Consider the following 23,547-nt stretch of genomic DNA (forward strand, 5'->3'; position numbering starts at 1 on the left):
CAGAGGTGGATAAGAGACAGGGTCGCGCCGGTGCCGCCTCCTACGCTCGCGGTCTTGGGGGTGGGCGTCGTGGGGGTGAGCCACACGATGGCGGCGGCCAGGGCCAGCACGGACACGCCGGAGACGCCCGCGATCAGCACGGCCTTCGCCCGCCGCCGCCAGGGCCGCGCCGTCTTGGCCTTCCCGCCGGTGCCCGGCTCGCCCGCGACCAGGATGTCGACGAGCGCCGAACGCTCGACCGGCATCGGTGACCCGACCGGCTCCCGCACCGCGCCCTCGCCGTGAACCGGGTGCCCGCCGACGCCGGGGTGCGTGTCGGCGCCTGCATATTCACCTGCGGCCGTGCGTCTGCCGGTGGCCGGATGTTCGGCGTATTCCACCGGCGCCGCGAGCGGGGACGAAGCCGGGGGCGCGCTCTGCCGCGAGGCGGACGGCCGGCGCGATCCGGGCGCCTGGTACGGCGCATCGTCCTCCGCCGGGTCCCGGTGCGCGGTCCGGCCGGTGTGCGCCGCGCCGTGCTGCGACACCGGAGCCGTGTGCGAGCCGAGACCATCCGCCGCGCCGTGCTGCGAGCCGGGGGTCGCCTGCGCAGCCGGGGCCGATGCGGTGTCGCGGTGGTGCGCGGGCGGGGTCGCGTAGTCGTCGGTGGCGCGTGCCGGGCCCCGGCGCGCGGGCGGGGCCTTCTCCGGTGGCTCGCCGCCGATCAGCCGCAGCAGCACGTCGCGCATCGCGGGACGGGCGGCGGGATCCTTGGCCAGGCAGGCAGGCACGACGTCGCGCAGCGGCCGCCGCAGGTCCCTGAGCTGCGGCTCACCGCGCAGGATCCGGTTGATCACGGTGGGCAGCGAGTCGTCCCCGAACGGTGGCACCCCCGTGGCCGCGAACACGACCACCGACGCCCACGCGAACACGTCCGCCGCCGCCCCCGCCGCCTTCCCCGCGAGCTGCTCGGGCGCCATGTACGCGGGCGTGCCCACGATGTTGCTGGTCGCGCTCATCCCCGGGCCGAACGCCCCCGCGATGCCGAAGTCGACGACCCGCGCCCCGTCCGGCCCGAGGATCACGTTCGCCGGCTTGAGGTTCAGGTGCAGGACGCCGGCCTGGTGGAGGGCGTCCAGCGCGGTCGCGGTCGCGACGGCGAGCCGCTGCAGTTCCGCCCCGCCGAGCCGGCCCGACTCCTGCAACGAGCGCCCGTCCACGTACTCGGCGACGATGTACGGCCTGCCGCTGGTCGACGCGTCGAGCACCTGCGCGAGGCAGAACGGCTCGACCCGGCGCGCGGCGGCGATCTCCTTGGCCAGGCGATCGCCCCCGGCCAGCCCCTCGCGCAGCACCTTGACGGCGACAGGGGTTCCGTTGCGTGCCTGGCCGAGGTAGACGACACCGTGGCCGCCCGCGCCGAGCCGCCCGACCAGCCGGTAGGGTCCCACCGCTGCCGGGTCGCCCTCGCGGAGGGGTTCGACGTTGGGCATGAGGGGAGTGACTCCTGTGACGGCTGTGATCAGAACTCCAGCACCCTACTGGCAAAAGTCAAGACTTGTCAGAAGTTAGGCTGATCAAACGGAAGAAAGGGGCAAGCCGGGTGCACTCGCTGGAGGACTACGCCGAGGGCGTACGCGCGGGCTCGCGTACCTGGATCGCCCGCGCGATCACGCTGGTCGAGTCGACCAGGCCCGACCACCAGGCCCTCGCCCAGCGCCTGCTCGTCGAGCTCACCCCGCTCACCGGCCACGCGCGCCGGGTCGGCGTGTCCGGGGTCCCCGGTGTGGGGAAGTCCACGTTCATCGACTCCCTCGGCACGCTCCTGACCGGGCAGGGACACAAGGTCGCGGTGCTGGCCGTGGACCCCTCCTCCACCAGGACGGGCGGCAGCATCCTCGGCGACAAGACCCGCATGTCCCGCCTGGCGGTCGATCCGTCCGCGTTCATCCGCCCGTCGCCGACCTCCGGCACCCTGGGCGGCGTCACCAAGGCGACCAGGGAGGCCATGGTCGTGGTCGAGGCGGCCGGCTTCGACGTCGTCCTGGTCGAGACCGTCGGCGTCGGCCAGTCGGAGACCGCGGTGGCCGACATGGTCGACACGTTCCTGCTGCTCACGCTGGCCCGTACCGGCGATCAGCTGCAGGGCATCAAGAAGGGGGTGCTGGAGCTGGCCGACGTGATCGCGGTCAACAAGGCCGACGGCGAGCACCAGTTGCCGGCCAGGAAGGCGGCGCGCGAGCTGTCCGGCGCGCTGCGCCTGCTCCGCTCGGACTCCGCCCCGCCGCCCGTGCTCACCTGCAGCGGGCTCACCGGCGACGGCCTGGAGAAGCTCTGGCGGCACGTCCTGGCCCATCAGGATTCGCTCGACCTGGCCGCCAAGCGCCGCGCCCAGCAGGTGCGCTGGACCTGGACCCTGGTACGCGAGCGGCTGCTGTCCGAGCTGCGCAACGACCCCGCGGTGGCCGCGATCCGCGAGGAGGTGGAGCGCGAGGTCCTCGCCGGTGAGCTCACCCCGTCGCTCGCGGCCGACCGCCTGCTGTCCGCCTTCAAGCGGCCTTGATCGCTGGGACGGCTTCATCCCGAGGGGAGAAGCTTCTACCGGCGCCCGGCTAGGCTGACGGCGATGGACATCAAGGCCCTGCTGCGCGGCCATCCGGCCTGGCTCGCGCACCTCGAATCCCTGGGCGGCTTCGACCTCGCCTTTCCCGGCGATCTGCCGTTGGAGCTGCTCAGGCTGGCCGTCCCGCACGAGGACGTCAACGCCGTCATCGCCGCCCGCCCCGAGCCCGGCAGCCCCCAGTGGTGGCTGGCCGAGCGGTGCGCGCACTCGCTGGTGTCCACGATGGGCAGCCTCGACGAGCCGCCGCCGTTCCGGCCGCTTCCCGAGCTGGGCCCGTACTTCTACGTCTGGGTCTACCTCGCCGTGCTGCCGCACAGCCGGCGCTACCACCGCGAGCGGGGCATCCCGGAGGAGGTGTCCTGGGCGACCTTCGCCGACCTGGGGCGCAACATGGCGGTGCACCGCAAGCGGCACGGCGCCGGCGGCCTGCACGAGCCCCGGTGGTTCATGCTGCACGCCCGCGGCCTCCTGTACGACCTGGGGCGGCTCCAGTTCGCCCGCGACCGGCTGTCCCCAAGCACCGGCGCGGCCCTACGCGCGGCCGGCCTGCCGGTAGGGCCCGGCGATCCGGCCCTGGGCGTGCACATCCCCGACTTCCACGGGCCGCTCACGCCCGAGGCGTGCGACGCGTCGTTCGAGCGGGCCAGGGAGTTCTTCCCCCGGCACTTCCCGGAGGAGGAGCACCACGTCATGACGTGCGCGTCGTGGCTGCTCGACGACCAGATCGCCCGCTACCTGCCGGCCGGCTCCAACATCGTGGCCTTCCAGCGGCGCTTCCACCTCCTGGACAGGATCGACGACGGCGACATGCTGTCGTTCGTGTTCGGCGGGGACGCCACCGACCTGGCCGAGCTGCCCCGCCGCACGCGGCTGGAGCGGGCGATCGCCGACCACCTGGCGGCCGGCGGCACCTGGTACGGCCGGATCGGCTGGCTCCCCTTCTGACGGCTGCATGGTGCACAGGCCAGGGGCAATCATCAGGAACCGTACGCGCTTCGGGTCTCCGCCCGCAGGGGGCCGCGGCAGGCGCTATGGCGCCAGCGCCTCCAGGGCCTCCTCGGCCCGGCGCATCGCCTCCTTGGGATCGGCCGTGACGATGTCGCGGTCGAAGTTGAGGTCGTGGAAGACGTCCGTCACGCCGCCGGCGCCCAGCTCGTCCACGTCGCGCCTGATCTTGTCGTACGTGCCCGACAGCGGGCGGTCCCCGCCGGCCCCGGGCCGGGTGACGCCGCGGCACACGAACCGGAACCCGGCCGCGTCCCGCCCCGACTCGGCCAGCGCCGCCTTGATCAGGTCCACCCGTGCGGCGATGGCAGCCAGGTCCTCCCTGCTGGAGCTCACCCACCCGTCGGCCAGCCGGGCGGCGCGGCGCAGCGCGACCTCGGCGGTGCCGCCGAGCAGGATCGGCGGCGGCCCCGGCACCGGCTTGGGGTCGATGTGGGAGGGTGGCACCCGGTAGAAGTCGCCGCCGTGCTCGACCACGTCGTCCGTCCACGCCTTGCGCAGCACCTCGACGAACTCCTCGCCGCGGCGCCCGCGCCGCTCGAAGCCGATGCCCGCCGCCTCGAACTCCTCCGGCAGCCAGCCCAGCCCGATCCCCGCCGTGAGCCGCCCGCCGGAGACCGTCTGCAGCGTGGCCAGCTGCTTGGCCAGCACCACCGGCTGCACGTACGCGTTGATCACCGCCACGGCGAGCCCGATCCGGCCGGTCACGCCCGACAGGTGGGCCAGCGTGACGAGCGGGTCGTGCACGCTGCGGTACGTCGGCCCCATCGGGTGCCCGACCGGATAGAGAACCCGCTGGAACGTCCAGAGGTCGTGATAGCCGAGCTCCTCCGCCCGCGTGGCGACGCGGCGCATGTTCTCGGGCGTGGCCCAGGGCCCTGACTGCGGTACGGCGAAACCGATTCTCATGCCCCTAAACTAAGAGATATCCCGCAAGACCAAACAGTGCGTGTTGCCCTCGTTGAGGCCTGGCTCACGCCCCACCCATGACGAACGCACCTGAGGAATCCAGTCCTCGCGAAGGTCTTCCAGCGCTTGCCCCGCGTATTCGACATGTCGCTGGAAGACCCTCACCGACAGCTCGGGTGCGCCCAGCTGCTCCATCTTGGGGTGCCGGTAAGAATCGCGTCATGAGCCCCAAACGGCGTTGATCTTGTTGTGATCTCCCTGGTCAATGCTGGATCGCCATGACGCATCGCCCCCGTCGTCCGCGGCGGCGGCGTGATGAAGGGCGTCCACGAGCAGGTCGCCGAGCTGGGCGACGAGGCCCGGGTGGTGCTGGTGGAGCCGGACGCGGAGCAGTTCCGCGCGGTGATAGGCCGCCGCTCGGTCAGCTCCCTCCTGGACCCCGCCCGCCGCGCTCCGGCCGCCCGAGCGGGCCGCCGGCACGGCCTGGAGGTCGCGTCCCAGGTCGCCGCCGTGTGGAACGACGGACCGTACGTGGCTGGGTCAGCGGGTGGCGCTGAGCTGGTCGAGCAGCAGCGTCAGGCGGGCCTCGCGGCCTGAGGCGGGGAGTCGGCCGCCGCGGGACAGGACAATCAGCCCGTGCAGGGCGCTCCAGGCGACCTCCGTCAGGATCGCCGGGTCGCGGCCGTCGGCGAACTGCGCGACCCCGGACAAAAGCGCCTGGAAGCCGTCCCGGAGCGGCTCCGGGGTGTCGTCCTGGCCGAACGGCAGGTCCACGGCTTCGCCGGCCTGTGCATGCTGTACCGCCTCCGGACCCTCGGTGTCTCCGCGCGTCCTGGAGGCGGGCGGTGGCGTCGGCGGCACCTGGAACCGTTACCTGGGTGCCCGCTGGGACGTCGAGAGCCTGCAGTACTCGCACTCCTTCTCCGAGGACCTCCAGGCCGATCCCCTAGATCGAACTGACACCGAGTCTGGATCTCGACCAGTTCCCGCCCCTCGGATACGAGCTGGTCGTAACGCTCCTGGGTGACGTGCCCAATCATGGCGGTGGATGCGGCGGTCCTGCTTTGCGACGGATGGCCGCCGCGCAGGACGAACCCGATGACCTCGCCGCTGTGGGGGCATCCGTACCGTCAGCGTGCCGGTGGGGTGGAGTCCGAGAGTCCGCTGGTCTGATCACCGGATCGGACCGATCGGCGTTCCCAGGCCAGGGCCACGCCCACACCGATGGCATAGGCGACCAGGTCCCATGGGTCGGGGAACGCGCCGACCAGGACACCGCCGATGCCCGGCGGGGTCATGCCGACTATTTGGTAGAACTCGGCGGCGGCGGCGATCGCGGCCGTGGCTAGGGTGCGGCGTGCGGCGGTGGTGCGCCACAGCAGCCCCAAGAACGCGTAGACCAGCATGGTGGCGCCGACGTCGCTCACGTAACCGCGGATGAACGGTTGTCCCGGGCCCCGGTAGAAGAGGGTGAATGCGCCGACGGCGAGGGCAACGCCACCCAGAAGGACCATGGCGCGGCGCATGAGATTGACATCTTCTCCGAACTCAGCGATCAGGACGAACCTGATCATAGAGCTCGTCCCCTAATGGCGGCATGCTGATTGCGTCAGGTCAGCGTGTCAGTTACATCGGTAGTGGCCAGGATCTCCGGCGCCTTCTGGCCGGACTGTCCGGCATGGGTAAACCCCAACGCCACACCCGCCACCGCAGATGAACAGCGTCAAGATGGAGTCCGCATCCGAGTTTCTTGACGCCTGTCTGCTGGGCTCTTGGAGTTCAGCCTGACAATTCGGGATGATCAACACGATCGTCCCCGGCCAAATAGCGCCGGAGGTCCCCGGCCAGATAGCCCCAGACCTGACACATGACGCGATTCTTACCGACACCCCATCTTGAACGAGCTGTCTGGCAACGATCGCAACCATCTGGCCGCCAGGTGATATTCACGCTCCTCATCATTCGTCATCGCCCCTTCCTCGGCTCACGACCAGGTGGCAGGGTCCTCTGACCCGAACATCAAGAAGTCTGAGATCTGCTCGGTCATCTGATTGACCAAACCCGCCCCAATCCCCAGGCCGAGAGTCAGCTCAGCAAGATCGGGCAGCGGCCAATGATGAGGTTCGATCCGCGCGTTCGCCAACCCGGCCGTCACCATCGCGGCCATGGCCAGCATCGCGCCCTGCAGAATCCTCGTCTTCAGCAGGTCATCGTCCTCAAGCGCGCCGGCCACCTGAGCGGGAAGCTGATCGCGCATGCGCTTCCACTGCTCGTCCACCAGTCCGGCGGCCAGCTTCTCCAGGTCGTCACCATGCAGCAGCGACATCAGCTCGACGGCACGTTGGAGCGAAAGCTGGGCCGCAACCGTGGTCAAGGCCTCGATCGAGATCGGCGAGGTCGGTTGGGCGGCGAGGTCGTTGATCTGCGCATCGATGTTGCCCATGAACTCCCGGTGCCGGTCTTGCAGCTCGCGCACCGCGGCCACTCGTTTGAGCGAGTTGCGACTGGCCACACAATCCTGGTCGTCATCAGCCATGAACCGAGCATCTCAACGAAGGTTCACCGCCCTGCCGATCCGCGTCTATGTGTCACGGAAAGTTCCCCCTCACGCGGGCGAGGGGACGACATGCGCTTAGCGGGAACGGCCGACCTGCTCGCCTTACGCGCCTGACAAGATCATATCGCTTTGACCTGCGAGAAGAGGCTAACTACCCCAGATAACTAGTGCTTCTTCCAGAGCGCGGAGAAGTTCAACACGCGCCATGATCGTTTCCGATCACAGTACCAGTTCATGGGTCAGATCCACCAGCCTCCGACGACCTCGACGCCCTCACTCTCGAGGGCGTTGTGCCACGCCGGGTCACGCAGGAGCCGCGTCTCCCAGATCCGCACGATGCCGTCCGGTCCCGTGACCGCGTCCTCGCGGGACGGGTGCAGGAACAACTCGCTCGTGCCCTCGGGGAGAGCTGCGAGCCGGCGGAGGTAATCGTCCCGCAGTTGCTCGTAGGCACCGAGCTCGTGTGCGCTGCGCCGATTGGTCGCGATCGTCTGCGGGATGGACACACCGAGTGCGTCGGCGAGGGCGACGGCGCGCTCGTGCGCTGTCGCGAGCTGCGGCGGCAGCGGCCCGCCGAAGTACGGCTCGGGGTCACGGGGCAGCCGGAAGGCGAGGCCGTGGCGCGCACACCATTCAAGCGCCTCGGCGAGCCACGATCTGCCGTGCAGGCCGTAGAGGGTGCCGGCGTGGGAGTCGGCCGCCTCAGGAATGGGGCCCCGGTCGCGCATCCAGTACAGCTGTGCGTCCGCCTCCTGTATGACGTCCTGGGCCACGCCGCGGGCTCCGAGAGCCCACGGATCGTCACTGAGTGTTCCGTCCGGGTCGACGAGGCTCGCCGCGCCATTGAGAGGCCGCCAGCGGGGGAGCCCGCGCTCGCTCGTCAGCGTCACGTGCAGCCGCGGCACGACGCCGAGCTCCCAGACCTGGTTCGCGGCTCGCTCCGCGGCCGGCGAGACGCAGATGAGCGTAGTCGCGGAGACATGTCCCTCGGCGAGCAGTGCGACGATGACCTCGGTCGTCCCGGGTTCCCGGCCGAGATCGTCGGCCGTGATCACGACGCGACGGGTCATCGGGGACGCTCCACGGCAGATTCGTCCACGGGACCGGGGGGCGGCGGCTCGACCGGCTCAGCCGCCTCAGGCGGCGGCTCGATCGGGACCGAGATGAGTCGCGCCGCGACCGCGCCGATCGTCGTCAGCACGAACGGGTACACGCATAAGTACACCCGGAACGCGAGCCCGGGGTCGGTGCCGGGGTCGTCGCCCGAGTTGTAGCCGAAGACCACGCCCAGCGATGTGAGCGCGAGTCCGGTCACGATCCCGTTGAGCCGACCGAAGAAGCCGAACGCGGACAGGAAGAGGCCTTCGCGGTGCTCCCCGTTGCGCGCTGCGTCGGCGTCCAGCACACGCGCGACGATGAGGTCGTTCGTCGCGAGCATTCCCGACCACCCGGCCCCGACGAGCACCCCTGCGGCGATCGCGGTGACAAGGTCGGTGGCGAAGAACAAGGCCGCGAAACTGGCCGCGAGGGCCGCGAAGGCAAGCCGCCAGGTCCACAGGGCGCCGCGGCGCGCGACGACGCGCGTCCACACCACGAGGCCGCCCGCCGAGACGAGGATGACGATGCCCTGAAGGTAGAGCGCGTTCCCGACCGGGAGCCCGAGCGAGTAGCGGACGTACAGCTGGATGCCCGACAGTACGAGCGCCATGGCTATCCCGTAACAGGCGCCGGTGAGCCCGACCGTCCAGAACATCGGGTTGCGCACGATCGACCACACGCTACGCAGCAGCAGCGGCTGCTCGCGCGTCGAGTAACGGGGATTCTCGCGCACTCCGAGCGCCATGAACACGATCACGACGAGCGCGACCGCGCCATAGATGATCGCTGTGATCTGGAAGCCTTGGGTGGATTCCTCCGTGCCGAACACGTCCGTCGTGAGCAACGGGGTGACCGCGAGCGAGATCACGAGCGCCACGAGCTGGAAGCCCTGGCGCAGCCCGTTGGCAACGGCGCGGTCGCGCTCCTGCGGGTACAACTCGGGGAGCAGCGCGCCGTAGTTGGCGTTGAGCATCGAGTCGAAGGCCTCGCACAGGATCGCGAACACCGCGAACCAGAGCACGAGGCCGATGCCCTGCAGAGAGGTCGGCGCGGAGAAGAATGCGATCATGCAGGCCGCGAGCATCGGCGCGCCGACGAGCAGCCACGGCCGGCGCCGGCCGAACCGGCTCCGGGTGCGGTCGGAGAGGTGGCCGAGCAGCGGATTGTCGAGCGCGTCGATGACCGCGTAGATCACCATGACCACGCCGTAAGCGCGAACGTCGAGCCCGAGAATGTCGACGTAGAAGAGGATCATCGACCCCTTGATCATGTTGATCGGGATGGAAGTGCCGAACATCCCGATGGCGTAGCGCCACGCGGGAGTCCGCCCCGGGGCGGAAGCCGTACCGGGCTGGGACACGCGATCACCTTCCTTGCCGATGCCGACGCTGCGCGGCGTTACCTTCGCACTCGAAGGAGAAGTCGTGGGGTACGAAACCGTCCCGCCGTTCTCACCGGTCCCGAGCCGGCCCCACACGCTCCGAGCGGTCCGCAGCCGGCTGACCCCGGCCACTACGCTCGCACGCTGGTGGCGAGCATGGTCCAACGCGCCCCACCCGCTGACCCGCAAGCACTGATCGACGCCGTTCACGCAGGCCATGGCCTGTATCTCTACCAACCACCTTGATTCAACGAACTACCGCTAGGTGACGCTGCGACCGTAAGGGGGCCGTCGGCGGCATCGGTCGCGGTCGCCTCGCTAGCCCTCGTAGAAGGAGTCCAGTGTCTCGCCGTAGCGCTCCTCGACCTTCTTGCGCTTGATCTTGAGGCTGGCCGTCAGCTCGCCCGTCTCCACGGCGAAGTCGTCGGCCAGGATCGCGAACTTCTTGACCGTGGCGTAGCCGGCCTCGCCGGCGTTGACCTGGTCGACCGCCTTCTGGACCTCCTCGCGCATGCGCGGGTGCCCGCGCAGCTCGTGCGGGTCGGTCGGCAGCGACTCGGCCTGCGCCCACGGCGTGACCATGTCCATGTCGAGCGTGACCAGCGCCGTCACGTAGTTGCGCCGGTCGCCGTGCACGAACACGTGCGACACGTACGGGCACGCCGCCTTGATGCGGCCCTCCAGGTACGTCGGCGCGACGTATTTGCCGCCCGAGGTCTTGATCAGTTCCTTCTTGCGATCGGTGATGACCAGCCGCCCGGCCGAGTCCAGCTCGCCGATGTCGCCAGTGTGCAGCCAGCCGTCCTCCAGCGCCGCGGCCGTCGCCTCCGGCAGCCCGTGGTAGCCGCGCATGACGCCGCGCCCGCCGATGAGGATCTCGCCGTCGTCGGCGATGCGCACCTGGGTGCCCGGCAGCGGCGGCCCGACCGACCCGAACTTCACCGACTCCGGCCGGTTGAGGAAGCTGCCCGCCGACGACTCGGTCAGGCCGTAGCCCTCCAGGATCGTCAGGCCGGCCGCGTCGAAGAATTCGGCGATCTCCATGTTCAGGGGGGCCGCCCCGGAGATGAAGTAGCGGATCCGGCCGCCGAACCGATCGCGGAGCTTGGCGAAGACCAGGCGGTCGGCCAGGGCGTACTCGGCGCGGGTGGTGAGCGGGATGGCCGCGCCGCGCTGGCGGGCCTTGCTGACCCTGATGCCGGTCGCGCGCGCCCAGTTGAAGATCTTCAGCTTGACGCCGCCCTCGCGCTGAACGGTGGCGGCGACCGTGTTGTGGATCTTCTCGAAGATACGCGGCGCGGCCGCCATGATCGTCGGCTGGACCTCGCCGAGGTTCTCGGCGATCTTGTCGAGGCGGCCGTCGATCGCGGTCGGCACGCCGATGTCGATCATCACGACCTCGAGCAGCTTGCCGAACGAGTGCGACAGCGGCAGCCACAGGAAGTGCAGGTCGGCCGGGGAGATCAGGTCGAGCTCGCGGACGGCGCCGGCGGCGTAGAGCCAGTTGTCGTGGGTCAGCTCCACGCCCTTGGGCCGGCCGGTGGTGCCGGAGGTGTAGATGAGCGTGGCCAGGTCGTCCTGGGCGATGGCGTCGACCATCGCGTCGTAGTCGCCGCTGCCGTCGTCTGGGCCGCCGCTCAGCGAGTCGAGCGTGACCACCCAGCCGTCGTCGCTCGCCGAGCCGTCGATGACCACCACACAGGTGACGTCGGGCAGCTCCTTCTGCACGGACCTGATCTTGGCGACCTGGTCGTCGTTCTCGGCGATGACGATCGTGCTGCCGGAGTCGGTGATGACGAAGGCGGACTCGGCGGCCGTGTTGGACGGGTAGATCGTGGTCGTGGCCGCTCCCGTGGCCAGCACGGCCAGGTCGGTGAGGATCCATTCGAGCCGGGTCGAGCACAGGATGGACACGCGCCTGCCCGGCCCGGCGCCCAGTTTCGCCAGGCTCAGAGCCAGGCCGTGTACCCGCTCGCCCACCTCCCGCCACGAGAAGGACTCCCAGCCGCCGTCCGAGGGCACTCGGTACGCCTCGGCGTCTGGGGTGGCCGCGATCCGGTCGCGTAGTAGGGCGGGGATGCTCGACATGCCTGGCCTCCTGGAGGGTTTGAGCCGACTCTAGGACGACAGGACCGCGTCAGTCGATGGTCCTCGGCCCTCTCCGGCCGGGAGGGAAGGCGGCGACCATCCCCGAGGTGCGCACCTCCCAGGCCCCGCAGGCGCAGCGCAGGTAGGAGACCAGGCCCTCGGAGGTGCGATGTGAGGAGACGACGGCCAGGGCGAAGGGATCGTGCGGGTGTCCGGAGTGCATGGTTCCAATCTGCTGTAATGGCCTTATGCATTTCAACGCTTACGGCGGCAACGGGGCGGCCCTCGCGGCGGCGCTGGTCAACGCGACTGACTTCCGCCCGCCCGCGGTCGAGGCGATGCTGACCGAGCACCGGCTCCTGCACGCCGTCGTCACCTCCGCGGAGGCGGAGGAGCTGCGGGTGTGGGCGCGCCGGCTCGGCCCGGTGTTCGGCGAGCTCGACCAGGACACCCAGATCAAGCTGGTCAACGAGCTGCTCGACGTCACCGCGTCCAAGCCGTACGTCAGCGCGCACGGCGGCCGCGAGCCCCACCTGCACTTCTACTCCCCGGACGCCGACATCGTCTCCAGAGCCAAGGACACCACCGCCGGCGGCCTGGCCATGTGCATGTCGTTCGCGGGCGGCAGCCGTCTGGGGCGGTGCGACCGGGAGGGATGCGGGATCGTCTACGTCGACACCTCGCGCAACGGGCGACGCCGGTTCTGCTCGCTGGCCTGCGCGAACAGGGTGAACGTGGCGGCGCACCGGGCGAGGCAGGTTGCCAGGTGATCTGAGCGTCGCATAAGCTTCCGGACGTCTTATCGCCGAACCGTGGGGGCAGTTGACGTGAGGATCTGAGGTCGCGGGCACCGCGCCGTTCCGCCCTGTCGTGGGCATGCGCGCACACCTGGACCTCTGGCGTTCTCCTCGCCCTCCGTCGCCGGGCCTTCCGTCGCGAAGCCGGCTCGAGTTCCCATGTGTCGCGTGCATCTGCGGTGATTCCCGCCAAGTCACGAAGTTTCGATTTCTGTGATGGGAGCCGCCTAATGTCTTTTTCCATTGTCGTCGATCACGTGTCCTTCGGCTGGCCGGACGGCACCAAGGTGCTCGACGGGCTCGACGCCGCCTTTCCCGCCGGACGTACCGGGCTCATCGGGGTCAACGGGTCGGGCAAGTCCACTCTGTTGAAGGTCATCGCCCGGGAGCTGGTCCCGCAGTCGGGGTCTGTGTCCGTCTCGGGAGAGGTGGGGTATCTGCCGCAGAACGTCCCGCTCGCGGCCGCCCGTACGGTCTCCGACCTGCTGGAGATCAGCGGGAAGCGGGCCGCGCTGCACGCCATCGAGAGCGGCGACGTCGCCGAGGAGCACTTCGCCGCGATCGGGGACGACTGGGACGTCGAGGAGCGCGCGCGGGCCGAGCTCGACCGGCTCGGCCTGGCCCACCTCGGGCTGGACCGCACGGTCGGTACGCTGTCCGGCGGCGAGACCATCATGGTCGCCCTCGCCGCCCAGCTGCTGAAACGGCCCGACGTGCTCCTGCTCGACGAGCCCACCAACAACCTCGACCTCGACGCCCGCGAGCGGCTCTACGCCGCCGTGTCCGCCTGGCCGGGCGTGCTGGTCGTGGTCAGCCACGACCGGACGCTGCTCGAGCTCGTCGACCAGATCGCGGAGCTGCGCGAGGGCGCCGTGCGCATGTACGGCGGCAACCTCCTCGACTACGAGGAGCAGGTCGCGGCCGAGCAGGAGGCCGCCCAGCGCATGGTACGCACCGCCGAGGGCGACGTGCGGCGGCAGCAGCGTGAGCTGATCGAGGCCAGGACCAGGATCGACCGGAACATCCGGGCCGGAAAGAAGGCCGCGGCGAACAACCGCGCGCCGAAGATCGTCGCGAACGGCCTCAAGCGGAAGGCGCAGGTGACCGCCGGCAAGCAGCGCAACCTGCACCTGGAGAAGCTGGGGGAGGCGCGCGAGCGGCTGACCGAGGCCGAGCAGGCCGTGCGCGACGACGCGGAGATCCGCATCCAGCTGCCGGGCACCGAGGTGCCGGCCGGCCGCACGGTCCTGGCCCTCCCACTCGACCCTCCACCGGCCGGCAGGTACGAGTCCGCCCGCGCGGCCGAGCCGGCATCCGCTCGCTCGGCCGAGTCCGCATCGACCCCCACACCCGAGCCGGCATCCGCCCACGCGGCCGAGCCCCAGGACACGGCCCAGCTCCAGGAACCGGCACAGGGCCGAGACCAGGGCCGGGCTTCCGTTCATGGGCCGGCGAGCGGGGAGGAGGGGGACGGACCGGCGGCGGCCGTCGCCGTGCTGGAGACGCTGGTCATCCGGGGGCCCGAGCGGATCGCGCTGCTCGGTCCGAACGGCTCCGGCAAGACCACGCTGCTCAAGCGGATCGTCGAGCACGGCGCCCACGTCCCCGTCCGCTACCTGCCGCAGCGGCTCGACCTGCTGGACGACGCGCTGAGCGTGATGGACAACGTGCGGGCCGTGGCACCCTCCGCCTCGGTCAACGAGGTACGCGGCCGCCTGGCACGCTTCCTGTTCAGGGGCGAGCGGGTCAACCAGGCCGTCGGCACGCTGTCGGGCGGCGAGCGCTTCCGCGCCACGCTGGCCGCGCTGCTGTCGGCGGAGCCGCCGCCGCAGCTGCTCCTGCTCGACGAGCCGACCAACAACCTGGACATGCCGAGCGTCCGCCAGCTCGCGCAGGCGCTGTCGGCGTATCGGGGGGCGCTCATCGTGGCCAGCCACGACCTGCCGTTCCTGGAGACGCTCGGCATCACCCGCTGGCTGCGGCAAGACCGGGAAGGGGGCCTGGTGGAATCGTGATTGATCCGGGCCCTGATTGACGAACACAGAGCAACCGGGCGATAGTGTGGCAGGTGGCGGCACCCCGGTTGATCTCGTGCGTTCTCGCGTTGGCGACCCTCACACTAGGGGCGTGTTCCTCGACCGTGCCCACGCCGGAAGGCGGAGAGCCCAAGGTCAGCGGCGTCGCCGGCGGCAACGGCGCCGCCCCGGCCGACGGCGGCGGCACGGCGGCGAGCAGCCCCAGCCCGAGCGCGCTGACGCCCGAGGCGTACAAGGCCGAGCTCGACAGCAGGCACAAGTCGATGGCCGGCGCGATCAGCGCCATGGCGGGCGCGCGCGGGGTCAAGGCGCTGGACCAGCGGGTCACACGGGCCGAGCAGGCGCTGAGCGGTGCCGCCGATGCGCTGGCCGCGCTCACCCCGCCCGACACCGTACGCGCCCAGCACGAGGCGTACGTGACCAGCCTGCGGGACTTCGCCACCGGGCTGGGCACCACAGAGGGCAAGGTCGGCGGCAGGAACCTGTGCACGTCCGCGGCCGTGCTCAGCGACCTCGACGACAAGCTGGCCGCGCTCGACGAGGCAGGCGAGGCCCTGCAGAGCGCCGGCGACTACCCCGCCGACGTCGTGGACGTGAAGGCGGGCCGCAAGCAGACCAGGCGGCTGAGCAACGGCTCGTTCATCCGCAAGGGCACGACACTCAACGGCCGCAGCTCGCTGGAGATCGACAACGGCGCCACGCGCGACGCCGTGGTCACCGTCATGAGGGGTGGCAGCAAGGCGTTCAGCATCTATGTGCGCAAGAAGGCGAAGTTCAAGGTCAGAGGCGTGCGCGACGGCAACTACAAGATCTACTTCACGCACGGGGTTGACTGGGACGGCAAGAGCAAGGCGTTCTCCCGCGAGTGCAGCTTCGAGCGGTTCCAGAAGACGGTGAAGTTCAAGACCACCTTCACGGCCACGCAGATCCGCTGGCACGACTGGCGGCTCACGCTGCACGCCATCTCCGGCGGCAACGCCCCCACCTCCACGGTCGACCCGGACGACTTCCCCGGCTGATCCGCGCCGTGGACTGCGATGACGCAGCCCTGGGATTGTGATGAGCCGGCAGCCCGCAGTCACGGGCCGCGGCACCGATGTGGCGGAGGGCCGCGCACCCCTCCTCGGTGCGCGACCCTGCGCGATCAGGTCGAGAACAGCATGCCCACCCAGCTGCGCTGGCGGTTGTGGCCGTAGTGGTGGCCGCCGTGGTGGCCGCCGTGCTGCGCGCCCCAGGCGGGCCCGGGAGCAGGGGCAGGAGGGGGAGCCGCGTGGTACTGCGTCTCCATCCGGGTCAGCGTCTCGAGCTCGCCGTAGTCGAGAAAGATCCCGCGGCAGTTGTCGCACTGCTCGATGTGGACGCCGTTGCGCTCATAGGTCCGCATGTTTCCGCGGCACTTAGGGCACTGCATCTAAGTCGCTCTCCTTGGCTTGGGTCTTCAGGATGAAAACCTACCGCGCGCAACCCCGTCACGCTCGGACGATTCTGTTGCACGACTCGACCAACGAATGTTCGACCTCGTCCAGTTCCCGCCCCTCCCGCTCAGCGTTGAGGACGGCCACGGCGGCCAGCTGGACGGTCAGCGCCCTGGCGGGCACGTCGAGCCGCCGCCAAGGGTCGTCTCCCTGGCCGAGCGCGGGCCCGCCGGAGGCCAGGTACGCGCCGAGGAACCGCTCCCAGACGGCCGGCTCCAGCAACCCGGCGGCGTACCAGGCGGCCGGTCTGGCCAGGTCCCACGCCGGGTCGCCGACGCCCAGGTCGTCGACGTCGATGAGCAGCCATCGGTCCCGGTGGACGAGCTGGCCCAGGTGCCAGTCGCCGTGCGTGAGCAACCCCGGCAGCGGCGCGGGCTCGGGCAGCTCCTTGAACGCCCGCCTGATGAGCTGCTCGACGGGCCCGTCGCCGGCCATGCGCCCCACCGCGCGGGCGGCGCGCGCCGGACCTCCGGCAGGGGGCAGCGGCGGCAGCAGCGTGAGGGGGATGGCGTGCAGCCGGGCCAGCAGCCTGGCCCCCTCCTCCCAGGGGGCGGAGCCGGGGTCGTCCTGCGCGACCGGGCGGCCCGCCGGCCAGATCGTCACCGCGCGGCCGGCGGCCGTCAGCACCTCGGGACGCAGCGGCGCCAGCATGACCCCGGTGACCGCGGCCGAGGCGGCGGCCCGCAGCCTGATCCGCAGCGACTCGACGTCGTCGCGGGCGGAGTGGGCCTTCACCACGACCTCGCCCCTGCGTATCACGACGACGTCCGTGCGCGTCGGGTGTAATACAGGTGCCCCTGTGCCGCCGTACGCCGCGGCGATCCCCGCGAGCTCCTCCTGCAGACCCACTCGTACAGACTAAGACCCATCCCTTATCGGGATGGTCCGGTTCGTGATCACGTCTGTCCGGCGTGGTCCCCGCCCGCTGGAAGCGGTCGTGGTCTCATCCGGGGTCGGCGTGTCACCCATGCCGGAGCTTCGCCGAGCAGAGGCCGTCCCCGTCCGATACCGCCGGGGGCGGCACGGTTCGCTGAAGGCTGCCGTCTGGCCCGTTCCCACCGGTGGGGTGGGGGCGGGGCTTATCACGGTTGACTCGGTCAGGGCTTCTTGCAGCCCTTGGGGAAAGACAGTGGTCAGAGCGCGGGCCCGCTGGTAGTCGACCCGGGCCGTTTGCGGGTCGGCCGGGTCGGCGAGCGTGACACACGACGCCAACGCCGCGGAGACCAGGTCCCGGTCTCCTGACAGTCCGCACGCGGGGCAGGTGTGGACCCGGTCGGCCAAGGATTTGGCGACCCGGGCCCCGCACAGGCAGTGCTGGGACATCGCGGTGTGGGTGGTGGAGGCGCGCAGCAAGGCACCGCCGGCCGCCGCGCATTCGCGGGCCAGCGCGGTGATGAGCATGCCGGGGGTGAACGCGGCGCAGGCGCGGCCCCACAACCGGTGCCAGGTGCTGATGTCGCAGTCCTCGACGACCAGGTGGGCGCCGTGGGTGGCGACGATGTTCGCGGCCAGGTGGGCGGCGCGGGCGCGCCGGGCTTCGCTCTGCCCGGCCGCCTCCGCCGACAGGCGGGCGCGGACTTTTCGGTAGCCGCGCGAGAGGGTGTCGGTCCGATATGCCTGGCGGGGGATCCCGCCCGCGCTGGCCTGGCGCGGACCGCCCGGCAGGCTGATTGTCTTGGCGGGTAGTCCGCGCTCGGCGCGGCGGCGGGCGCGTTCGGCCTGGCGGGGTGAGGGCTGGTAGCGGGTGGGGTTGGCCGCGCGGCGGGACCGGTCCAGCGCTTTTTTGCGGCCTTTGGCCTTGGCGCGGGCTCGGGCCGCTGCGGCGCGTTCTGTGTCGGTCAACCTCAGCCGGGTCCCGGTGACCCCGCGGGGTTCCACGGATGTTGCGGGTTTCGCCGAGTCGCTGGTTCTCGCGGTCCGGCCCATGGTCGGCCCGTCCGGGCCGCGCCCCTTGGCGGTGAGCCCGCCGGGTTCGGTTGCGGCCGGTTCGGGCCAGGTGGCGGGCGCGGAGACCACGGCCAGATTGGAGACGTTCCCGTCCATCCCGCCGCGTCGTTCCAGCCCGGCGGCGTGGGCGCGGCGCTCGCGGGCGCGTGGGCAGGCGTACCCCGCGCCCAGGATCATCAGATGGGCCTCATACCGCCAGCCGCCCCGCACGCCGGGATCGGCCCGCCGCACCAGGTCGATCTTGTGCCAGCGGGTCGGGTCGGCCAGATAATGGACCAGGTAGGGCAGACGGCCCGCGCCCTGGGGGAGCCGGACCGGGAGCACCAGATCTGGCGCGCTGCTGGTGGCGCCGCCAGTGAACACCACCATGAGCGGCCCGTCGTAGGTCCACCACGAGACCCGCCCCTTGCTGCGGCTCCCGCCATCACCGGTCCTGTCCAGGCCGGTTCCGCTGCCGGTGGGGGCGGGCAGACGACGCGACTGGGCCAGCACACTCGCCCCGGCCGGCAGCGACAGCCCGGCCTCGACCAGAGCGCCGCCCGTGGTCCCACCCGTGGTCCCTCCCGCGACGGTGCTCCCGGCCCCCGCTCGGAGGCCTGTGACATCGCTCCCGGTCAGATCCGGGTGGGGGTAGGTGGCCAGATGCGCGGCCAGGCTGCCATGCAGCCGGAACGTCTCTCACTTACGTGCGGTGGTGTGCGAACGCGCCCGGCCGGGAATGCGAGTGTGGGTCCACCACGAGCCCACCCGCGGGCGTCCGGCCCGTTTGCCGTTCGTGTCGCCGAACAGGTGCCGCTCCACCCCGGCCCATACCTCGTCGGCCTGATGCAGCGCCAGCGCCTTGGTCAGATGGTGTTTCAGGTGACCGGCGGCGTCCAGATGGGCGGAGCCGGCGCGTTCCAGCCCGGCCCGGGACAACCCCAGCCGCTCACGCCAGGCCTTGGCGTCCGCGGCCCGCCGGTGGGGCGCGGCCCAGTAGGCGTCGACCCGGTCACGGGCGTCGCGCTGCAGCGCGCGTTTCAACGACCAGGAGGCGGAGAACAGCTGTTCCAGCCGGGCCCGCACGGCCGGGTCGTCGGCGCATAGGGCCAGCCGGATCACCGATACCGGCTGGTCGGGGTCGCGCCTCCAGGCGGGTTTCTTGTTCTTGCCGCGGAACCTGCGCCCGCCAGGCTCAGATCTAGATCCCGATCCGGGCGCGGTGTTCGAGCCGGTCCGGGTGTCCGATCCAGATCCAGAGGCAGAGGTACGGCGGGCTCCGCCGGCCTCGCTCGCCCCACGTGTCCACCCTGTCACGGTCATGGGTTCACCATGCCGCATGCCACCGACAATTTTCGACGCTCGACGCGACTTATGGCTGGTCGACGAAACCTTGATCCCAGTGCACGACCAGACCAAGACCAAGACGTCCAAGAACATCGGCGCAGCGTCAACGTGCAGATCGTGGCCCGCGCGTTAGACAGGCGCGTGCTCGACGTTGGGGATGCCTGGCCGGGCAACAGGAACGACATCGTGCTCTACCGGAACACCGTCGCCAAATATCCAGCCGTGGCCGGACACCGCCGCCTGTCCGGTGACGGCTGGCGGCTATCGAGGCCCGCCTGAGATCCGCGGCCCGGTCCGCGGACCCGACAGGAAGATCGTCAAAGCCGCCGACTACAAGCGGTTCCGGCGGAGGCGGGCCGCCGTAGAACACGTGATCGCCCGCATCAAGGACCATCAGATCCTGCGCCAGCGCCGCCGCAAGAAGAACGCGATCGACTACGCGACCACCGGAGTCACGGTGCTCCACAACCTCAAAATCGAGTTCGCCGCCTGCTCATGAGCACCAGGCCGTCAACGAGTAAGTCCTAGTTGCCGCGGCGCGGAGTGCGGACATGGCGAAGGGTGTTGACGATCGGTGCGTGACCACAGACCTCAACGCCCTTCTCACCGCACTGTACGTCAGGATCGACGACTGGCTTGGCCGTCCACCGCGACGGGGACGCCGGCCGCGGCTGACCGACGCCGAGCTGCTCACTCTGGCGGTGGCCCAAGTCCTGCTCGGCATCCACTCCGAGGCACGCTGGCTGCGCTACGTCCCGGCGTACCTGCCCGGCGCGTTCCCGTACCTGCCCGGCCAGTCCGGCTACAACAAGCGCCTGCATAAGGCCCTGCCCCTACTCAAACGGGCCATCCGGGCGCTGGCATCCGACACTGACCTGTGGCGCGACCCGCTGTGGGTGGTGGATTCCACGCCGATCGAGTGCGGGCGTTCCCGCCCACCGCCCGCCGCTCCGAACTGGCGAGCTGGGCCGGCTACGGCTACTGCCGCTCTCACACCTGCTCGCTGAGCGGCCCGGCCTGCTCATCATCGCCGACAGGGGGTACGTTTCCGCCGAGCTGGGTGCCTTCCTGGCCGAACGAACGAGGCGTGCGCTTACTGTGCCCGCACCGCCACCGGCATTGGCGCCCGCATCGCTCAGCGCACCCTGGCCCTGACCGCCGCCATCTGGCACAACCGCCACACCGGCCGGCCCATCACCCGATCGCTGATTGCCTGCGACCACTGACTAGGCGTGCCAGAGGGCGGCAAGCTGCCGGGTGGCCAGCCGGGATGGTATGGCGCGCAGCAACGCGTCGCGAAGCCACGCGGCGACGCCGGTCTGGGAGGTCAGCCGCGATTGCCGGGACGCCGCCTGCATGATGCGGTTGGCGCGGGGCCTGCGCTCGGCGTCGTAGCGCAGGAGCCGCTGGGTGACGTCTGCCGGCTCTGCGCCGCTCAGGTGGCGGGTTAGTGCGGCCGCGTCTTCGAAGGCCTGGCTGGCGCCCTGGCCGAGGTCGGGTGGCATGGCGTGCGCGGCGTCGCCGAGGAGCGCGATCCTGTCGGCCGTGAACGAGGGCAGGGGTTCGGCCAGGCGGGCGATCGGGTCGACGTAGATGTCGGCGGGCGGGGTGGCCTCGATCAGTGCCGTGACGAGGGGGTGCCAGTCGGCCATCAGGGACAGCATCTGCCGGCGTGCCTCCTCCGCGCCGGGCGGTGTGCCGTGCAGGACGGAGTCGGTGAACCAGTACAGGTGGTGCTCGCCGACGGGGAACAGGCCGAACATCGCCCCGCTGCGGCGGTCGACCAACTGGCTGGCGAGCAGGTCTGTTTCCAGGCCGGGAGGGCGGGGCAGCATGCCCCGCAGGTCCATCCGGCCGGTCCGCCGTAGCCCGGGGTGGCCGGGAATGAGCTGTTCGCGCAGCTTGCTGCCGATGCCGTCGGCCGCGATCACGGCGTCCGCTCTCGCGACGGGGTTGCCGTCGCTGATCACGGTTACCCCGGTGGGGCCGGGCTCCAGGCGCTCGACCGGGGTCGCGGTTCGCACCAGGTCGGCCGGCAGCGGGGCGCGTAGCGCCCGGTGCAGTTCAGCCCGGTCGATGATGGCGGGCGTCCCGACCTTCTGCTGTGCCTGGACCGCATCGGTGATCAGCAGCGGGCGTCCGCGCCAGTCTCGCAATCCCGCGCGGGCGGCAGGCATGACGTGCCCGCGAACGTCTTCAGCCAGCCCCAGCGCGTCCAGCGCGCGGAGCCCGTTGGGCATGACCACGATCCCGGTGCCCGCTTCCCGGAGTTCGGCGCCCCGTTCGAAGAGTGTCACCTCGTGGCCCAGGCGATGCAGCCCCACCGCGGCCGCCACTCCTCCGAGCCCGGCACCGACCACCACAATCCTCATGAGACCTCCTCGCCGTTCACTACCATCGTACTAGTACGGCTATTGGTAGCATGGTCACATGCCGCCTACCAATCCAGCCCGTCGCAAAGCCCTGACCGATGCCGCCATCAAACTGCTAGCGTCGTCGGGCGTGCATGGACTGACCCACCGCGCGGTGGAGAAGGAAGCGGATCTCCCGCCGGGAACGGCCTCGAACTACTTCCGCAGCCGGGAAGCACTGCTGGTGGCCGCCGCGGAGCGCATCGCCGAGCTGCATCACGCCGACACCGACCGGGCCACCGAGCAGCCCGCGACGCTGGTCGACCTGCTGACGGAATCGCTGCTCACAGCGGCGACCACACTGCGCAACCGCTATCTGGCAATCTTCGAACTTCAACTGGAGGCCGTGCGCCGGCCGCTGCTCGCCTCGGCGCTCGCGGGCCTGCAGGACACGTCGTTGCAGATCACCGCCGGGCACCACGACAAACTCGGCCTCGCCATCCCACGCGAGAAGATCCCCGCGCTGATCGCGCTCTACGGGGGTGCGCTGTTCACCCTGGTCACCGCGCCGCCAGGGAGCGTCAGCAGGGACGTCGTCCAGAGCGTGGTTCAGGTCATCGTGTACGGCTGTGCCCCACACGATGAAAATCCTGAATCGGTATGGCAGGGCCGCCACACCTAGCGCAGCTTCCGGACCCCGGCCCCGTCATAAGCAGCCTTCATCAGCTTGCGGACGAACTCCCGATGCCGCTAGCAGACTTAGGACTTATTCGTTTAGGTGATCCGGAGCCACCAGCGTCCGGAGTGGCGGGGTAGCAGTAACGGTGGGCAGTGAACGACAGCTCGTCGATCAGGTTGCGTGCCGCCACTTGCCACACATGCCTGACTACCAAGAGTCACCCCAGATAAGCGAGGCACCAACGCGCGCAATGTGACTGAGCACCCAAAGTCGGCGGAACTCGCCAACCTCGGTGCTCAGCCGTTCTCGCAGACCGGATGCCTGGCGTCCCCTCCATAGGCGACGGCCGGGAACGCAAGAAACAGGCCTTAAGAACTAACCCTTCTTACGGGAACACCACCCCTTGGTCGGTCCACGTGACGCCTTTGTTGCGGCACAGGCAGAAGGGATGCCCAACTGGGTCGGTGTAGACCCGCCAGCCGTAGCCATCAGGCCCGATGACGTCCTGCTGCAGTGTCGCGCCGAGTTCGATGACGCGGCGCTGTTCAGGCTCTATTTCGTCGACTTCGAAGTCGAGGTGGAACTGCTTGGGGTGTTCGTCGTCGGGCCAGTGCGGGGGGCGGTAGTTCTCCACCCGCTGGAAGGCCAGCTCGATCGCGCCGAAGGCGATGCCGGCCCAGTTGTCAGGGCTGTGACTCTTCTTGATGGGGCGGCCTGTCACCTCAGAGTAGAAGGCCGCCAGCTTCATTGGGTCCGGGCAGTCGATGATGAAATCCGTGAGTTGCAGCATCAGGCGATCTTGTCACGGAGCAGGGAGCGGGGCTAAGTGAGCGGAGGGGACGGGGAGGTTTCCAGGATCACGGCCGACTGCGGGGATGAACCCCGCGGACGAACATGCACGTGGCAAGTCGGCCAACTGAGGCACTCATCCGCCAACTGGAGCGCTCAGTCACACGCACGCGCAAGACGCCCGCAGCCAGGGACGCGATCTGTCATCGTGGCGATGACTCCACCTCAGGTGCCTGGGACGACACCTGCGGTGCCAACAGGAACGGTCGGCCGGAAGGCAGACCGCAGTTCAACACGCAGACTTGACGGGGAACGCTGGAGCGGACCTTCGGCCCGCGCACCGCCGACGACCCGGCCGCCGTCATCGCGACCGCGCGGGCCGAGCTCGTGACCGCCTGGCTGGAACGTCTGGGGTTGTTCGTTCGTCATCCGAAGTGTGACGAGCTCTTCAGATCTCGACGAGCGGCTGCGCGCGGCGGCCGCCCGAAGGCACCGGGCCGGCCACCT

24 protein-coding genes and 1 pseudogene are annotated in these 23,547 nt (G+C 70.3%); 10 read left to right on the top strand and 15 right to left on the bottom strand.

Going from position 1 to position 23,547, the window contains the following annotated elements; translation table 11 throughout:
• Positions 1-1,472 (bottom strand): serine/threonine-protein kinase (locus EJK15_RS52760; RefSeq protein WP_138718025.1); only part of this gene is annotated, 1,472 nt, incomplete at its 3' end.
• 110 nt (positions 1,473-1,582) lie between these two features.
• Between EJK15_RS52760 and meaB the strand changes: the two genes are divergently transcribed.
• Positions 1,583-2,542, top strand: coding sequence for a methylmalonyl Co-A mutase-associated GTPase MeaB (gene meaB / locus EJK15_RS52765; RefSeq protein WP_138718026.1), 960 nt, complete (start codon positions 1,583-1,585; stop codon positions 2,540-2,542).
• A 63-nt stretch (positions 2,543-2,605) separates the two neighbouring features.
• Complete coding sequence (locus EJK15_RS52770) at positions 2,606-3,547, top strand: acyltransferase domain-containing protein (RefSeq protein WP_171075049.1); 942 nt, start codon at positions 2,606-2,608, stop codon at positions 3,545-3,547.
• A gap of 84 nt (positions 3,548-3,631) precedes the next feature.
• Here EJK15_RS52770 and EJK15_RS52775 read toward each other — a convergent pair whose 3' ends face one another.
• Positions 3,632-4,516 (bottom strand): TIGR03619 family F420-dependent LLM class oxidoreductase, encoded by an 885-nt coding sequence (locus tag EJK15_RS52775; protein ID WP_138718027.1) that lies wholly within the window; start codon positions 4,514-4,516, stop codon positions 3,632-3,634.
• Positions 4,517-4,831: 315 nt separating this feature from the next.
• Here EJK15_RS52775 and EJK15_RS52780 point away from each other — a divergent pair, with 315 nt between their 5' ends.
• A complete protein-coding gene (locus EJK15_RS52780; protein ID WP_138718028.1) occupies positions 4,832-5,113 on the top strand; it encodes a hypothetical protein in 282 nt (93 codons plus the stop codon).
• Here the strand turns inward: EJK15_RS52780 and EJK15_RS78035 are convergent.
• From EJK15_RS78035 to EJK15_RS71635, 7 genes are all read right to left on the bottom strand, one after another.
• On the bottom strand, positions 5,057-5,377 hold the full coding sequence (locus EJK15_RS78035) for a hypothetical protein (protein WP_420847157.1): 321 nt from the start codon (positions 5,375-5,377) through the stop codon (positions 5,057-5,059). The genes EJK15_RS52780 and EJK15_RS78035 overlap by 57 nt on opposite strands.
• 269 nt (positions 5,378-5,646) lie before the next feature.
• Positions 5,647-6,090, bottom strand: a complete 444-nt coding sequence (locus EJK15_RS52785; protein ID WP_138718029.1) for a DUF2809 domain-containing protein — start codon at positions 6,088-6,090, stop codon at positions 5,647-5,649.
• A gap of 410 nt (positions 6,091-6,500) precedes the next feature.
• The gene (locus EJK15_RS52790; RefSeq protein WP_138718030.1) at positions 6,501-7,052 is read right to left on the bottom strand and encodes a hypothetical protein; all 552 of its coding nucleotides are present in this window, start codon (positions 7,050-7,052) and stop codon (positions 6,501-6,503) included.
• A 260-nt stretch (positions 7,053-7,312) separates the two neighbouring features.
• Positions 7,313-8,143, bottom strand: a complete 831-nt coding sequence (locus tag EJK15_RS52795) for a carbohydrate deacetylase (RefSeq protein ID WP_138718031.1) — start codon at positions 8,141-8,143, stop codon at positions 7,313-7,315.
• Positions 8,140-9,531, bottom strand: a complete 1,392-nt coding sequence (locus EJK15_RS52800; protein WP_138718032.1) for an MFS transporter — start codon at positions 9,529-9,531, stop codon at positions 8,140-8,142. Before EJK15_RS52800 ends, EJK15_RS52795 begins: the two co-directional genes overlap by 4 nt.
• Positions 9,532-9,870: 339 nt before the next feature.
• On the bottom strand, positions 9,871-11,640 hold the full coding sequence (locus EJK15_RS52805; RefSeq protein WP_138718033.1) for an AMP-dependent synthetase/ligase: 1,770 nt from the start codon (positions 11,638-11,640) through the stop codon (positions 9,871-9,873).
• Positions 11,641-11,689: 49 nt separating this feature from the next.
• Positions 11,690-11,863, bottom strand: coding sequence for a hypothetical protein (locus EJK15_RS71635; RefSeq protein ID WP_171075050.1), 174 nt, complete (start codon positions 11,861-11,863; stop codon positions 11,690-11,692).
• 25 nt (positions 11,864-11,888) lie between these two features.
• On the opposite strand from EJK15_RS71635, the gene EJK15_RS52810 reads away from it, so the two are divergent.
• The 3 genes from EJK15_RS52810 to EJK15_RS52820 all read left to right on the top strand — a co-directional run bounded on the left by EJK15_RS52810 (position 11,889) and on the right by EJK15_RS52820 (position 15,492).
• Positions 11,889-12,410 carry a CGNR zinc finger domain-containing protein gene (locus EJK15_RS52810; RefSeq protein WP_138718034.1) on the top strand — a complete coding sequence of 174 codons (522 nt, stop codon included), beginning with the start codon at positions 11,889-11,891 and terminating at the stop codon, positions 12,408-12,410.
• Between the two features lie 257 nt (positions 12,411-12,667).
• A complete protein-coding gene (locus tag EJK15_RS75465; RefSeq protein ID WP_138718035.1) occupies positions 12,668-14,452 on the top strand; it encodes an ABC-F family ATP-binding cassette domain-containing protein in 1,785 nt (594 codons plus the stop codon).
• A gap of 125 nt (positions 14,453-14,577) precedes the next feature.
• Positions 14,578-15,492: a hypothetical protein gene (locus EJK15_RS52820; RefSeq protein ID WP_138718036.1), complete on the top strand. Its 915-nt coding sequence runs from the start codon at positions 14,578-14,580 to the stop codon at positions 15,490-15,492.
• 125 nt (positions 15,493-15,617) lie between these two features.
• Here the strand turns inward: EJK15_RS52820 and EJK15_RS52825 are convergent, their stop codons facing one another.
• The 4 genes from EJK15_RS52825 to EJK15_RS52840 form a co-directional block, all read right to left on the bottom strand.
• Positions 15,618-15,884: a TFIIB-type zinc ribbon-containing protein gene (locus tag EJK15_RS52825; protein WP_138718037.1), complete on the bottom strand. Its 267-nt coding sequence runs from the start codon at positions 15,882-15,884 to the stop codon at positions 15,618-15,620.
• 58 nt (positions 15,885-15,942) lie between these two features.
• On the bottom strand, positions 15,943-16,797 hold the full coding sequence (locus tag EJK15_RS52830) for a phosphotransferase (protein WP_138718038.1): 855 nt from the start codon (positions 16,795-16,797) through the stop codon (positions 15,943-15,945).
• 9 nt (positions 16,798-16,806) lie between these two features.
• Positions 16,807-18,387: a zinc ribbon domain-containing protein gene (locus EJK15_RS52835; RefSeq protein ID WP_138718039.1), complete on the bottom strand. Its 1,581-nt coding sequence runs from the start codon at positions 18,385-18,387 to the stop codon at positions 16,807-16,809.
• Positions 18,388-18,573: 186 nt separating this feature from the next.
• A complete protein-coding gene (locus tag EJK15_RS52840; protein WP_138718040.1) occupies positions 18,574-19,197 on the bottom strand; it encodes a hypothetical protein in 624 nt (207 codons plus the stop codon).
• 141 nt (positions 19,198-19,338) lie between these two features.
• On the opposite strand from EJK15_RS52840, the gene EJK15_RS71650 reads away from it, so the two are divergent.
• The 3 genes and pseudogenes from EJK15_RS71650 (at position 19,339) to EJK15_RS52845 (ending at position 20,447) form a co-directional block, all read left to right on the top strand.
• Positions 19,339-19,500 carry a hypothetical protein gene (locus EJK15_RS71650; RefSeq protein WP_171075051.1) on the top strand — a complete coding sequence of 54 codons (162 nt, stop codon included), beginning with the start codon at positions 19,339-19,341 and terminating at the stop codon, positions 19,498-19,500.
• On the top strand, positions 19,469-19,720 hold the full coding sequence (locus EJK15_RS77275; RefSeq protein WP_338089936.1) for a transposase: 252 nt from the start codon (positions 19,469-19,471) through the stop codon (positions 19,718-19,720). Before EJK15_RS71650 ends, EJK15_RS77275 begins: the two co-directional genes overlap by 32 nt.
• 79 nt (positions 19,721-19,799) lie before the next feature.
• Positions 19,800-20,447 (top strand): annotated as a pseudogene (locus tag EJK15_RS52845) (transposase family protein).
• Here EJK15_RS52845 and EJK15_RS52850 read toward each other — a convergent pair.
• Positions 20,448-21,593, bottom strand: a complete 1,146-nt coding sequence (locus EJK15_RS52850; RefSeq protein WP_138718041.1) for an FAD-dependent monooxygenase — start codon at positions 21,591-21,593, stop codon at positions 20,448-20,450.
• A gap of 58 nt (positions 21,594-21,651) precedes the next feature.
• On the opposite strand from EJK15_RS52850, the gene EJK15_RS52855 reads away from it, so the two are divergent.
• Positions 21,652-22,254 (top strand): TetR/AcrR family transcriptional regulator, encoded by a 603-nt coding sequence (locus EJK15_RS52855; protein WP_138718042.1) that lies wholly within the window; start codon positions 21,652-21,654, stop codon positions 22,252-22,254.
• Positions 22,255-22,636: 382 nt separating this feature from the next.
• On the opposite strand, the gene EJK15_RS52860 is transcribed toward EJK15_RS52855, so the two are convergent.
• A complete protein-coding gene (locus EJK15_RS52860) occupies positions 22,637-23,041 on the bottom strand; it encodes a VOC family protein (RefSeq protein ID WP_138718043.1) in 405 nt (134 codons plus the stop codon).
• Between the last annotated feature and the right edge of the window lie 506 nt (positions 23,042-23,547).

The organism is Nonomuraea basaltis, from assembly GCF_005893125.1.
GTDB classification, from domain to species: Bacteria; Actinomycetota; Actinomycetes; order Streptosporangiales; family Streptosporangiaceae; genus Nonomuraea; species Nonomuraea basaltis.

Bases quoted from the DNA above. Each gene is read 5' to 3' on its own strand.
- EJK15_RS52810 (WP_138718034.1), top strand. From the start codon at position 11,889: ATGCATTTCAACGCTTACGGCGGCAACGGGGCGGCCCTCGCGGCGGCG.
- EJK15_RS52825 (WP_138718037.1), bottom strand. From the start codon at position 15,884: ATGCAGTGCCCTAAGTGCCGCGGAAACATGCGGACCTATGAGCGCAAC.
- EJK15_RS52855 (WP_138718042.1), top strand. From the start codon at position 21,652: ATGCCGCCTACCAATCCAGCCCGTCGCAAAGCCCTGACCGATGCCGCC.
- EJK15_RS52770 (WP_171075049.1), top strand. From the start codon at position 2,606: ATGGACATCAAGGCCCTGCTGCGCGGCCATCCGGCCTGGCTCGCGCAC.
- EJK15_RS52780 (WP_138718028.1), top strand. From the start codon at position 4,832: ATGAAGGGCGTCCACGAGCAGGTCGCCGAGCTGGGCGACGAGGCCCGG.
- EJK15_RS75465 (WP_138718035.1), top strand. From the start codon at position 12,668: ATGTCTTTTTCCATTGTCGTCGATCACGTGTCCTTCGGCTGGCCGGAC.
- EJK15_RS52850 (WP_138718041.1), bottom strand. From the start codon at position 21,593: ATGAGGATTGTGGTGGTCGGTGCCGGGCTCGGAGGAGTGGCGGCCGCG.
- EJK15_RS71635 (WP_171075050.1), bottom strand. From the start codon at position 11,863: ATGCACTCCGGACACCCGCACGATCCCTTCGCCCTGGCCGTCGTCTCC.
- EJK15_RS52775 (WP_138718027.1), bottom strand. From the start codon at position 4,516: ATGAGAATCGGTTTCGCCGTACCGCAGTCAGGGCCCTGGGCCACGCCC.
- EJK15_RS52795 (WP_138718031.1), bottom strand. From the start codon at position 8,143: ATGACCCGTCGCGTCGTGATCACGGCCGACGATCTCGGCCGGGAACCC.
- EJK15_RS52805 (WP_138718033.1), bottom strand. From the start codon at position 11,640: ATGTCGAGCATCCCCGCCCTACTACGCGACCGGATCGCGGCCACCCCA.
- EJK15_RS52840 (WP_138718040.1), bottom strand. From the start codon at position 19,197: ATGACCGTGACAGGGTGGACACGTGGGGCGAGCGAGGCCGGCGGAGCC.
- EJK15_RS52860 (WP_138718043.1), bottom strand. From the start codon at position 23,041: ATGCTGCAACTCACGGATTTCATCATCGACTGCCCGGACCCAATGAAG.
- EJK15_RS52790 (WP_138718030.1), bottom strand. From the start codon at position 7,052: ATGGCTGATGACGACCAGGATTGTGTGGCCAGTCGCAACTCGCTCAAA.
- EJK15_RS52785 (WP_138718029.1), bottom strand. From the start codon at position 6,090: ATGATCAGGTTCGTCCTGATCGCTGAGTTCGGAGAAGATGTCAATCTC.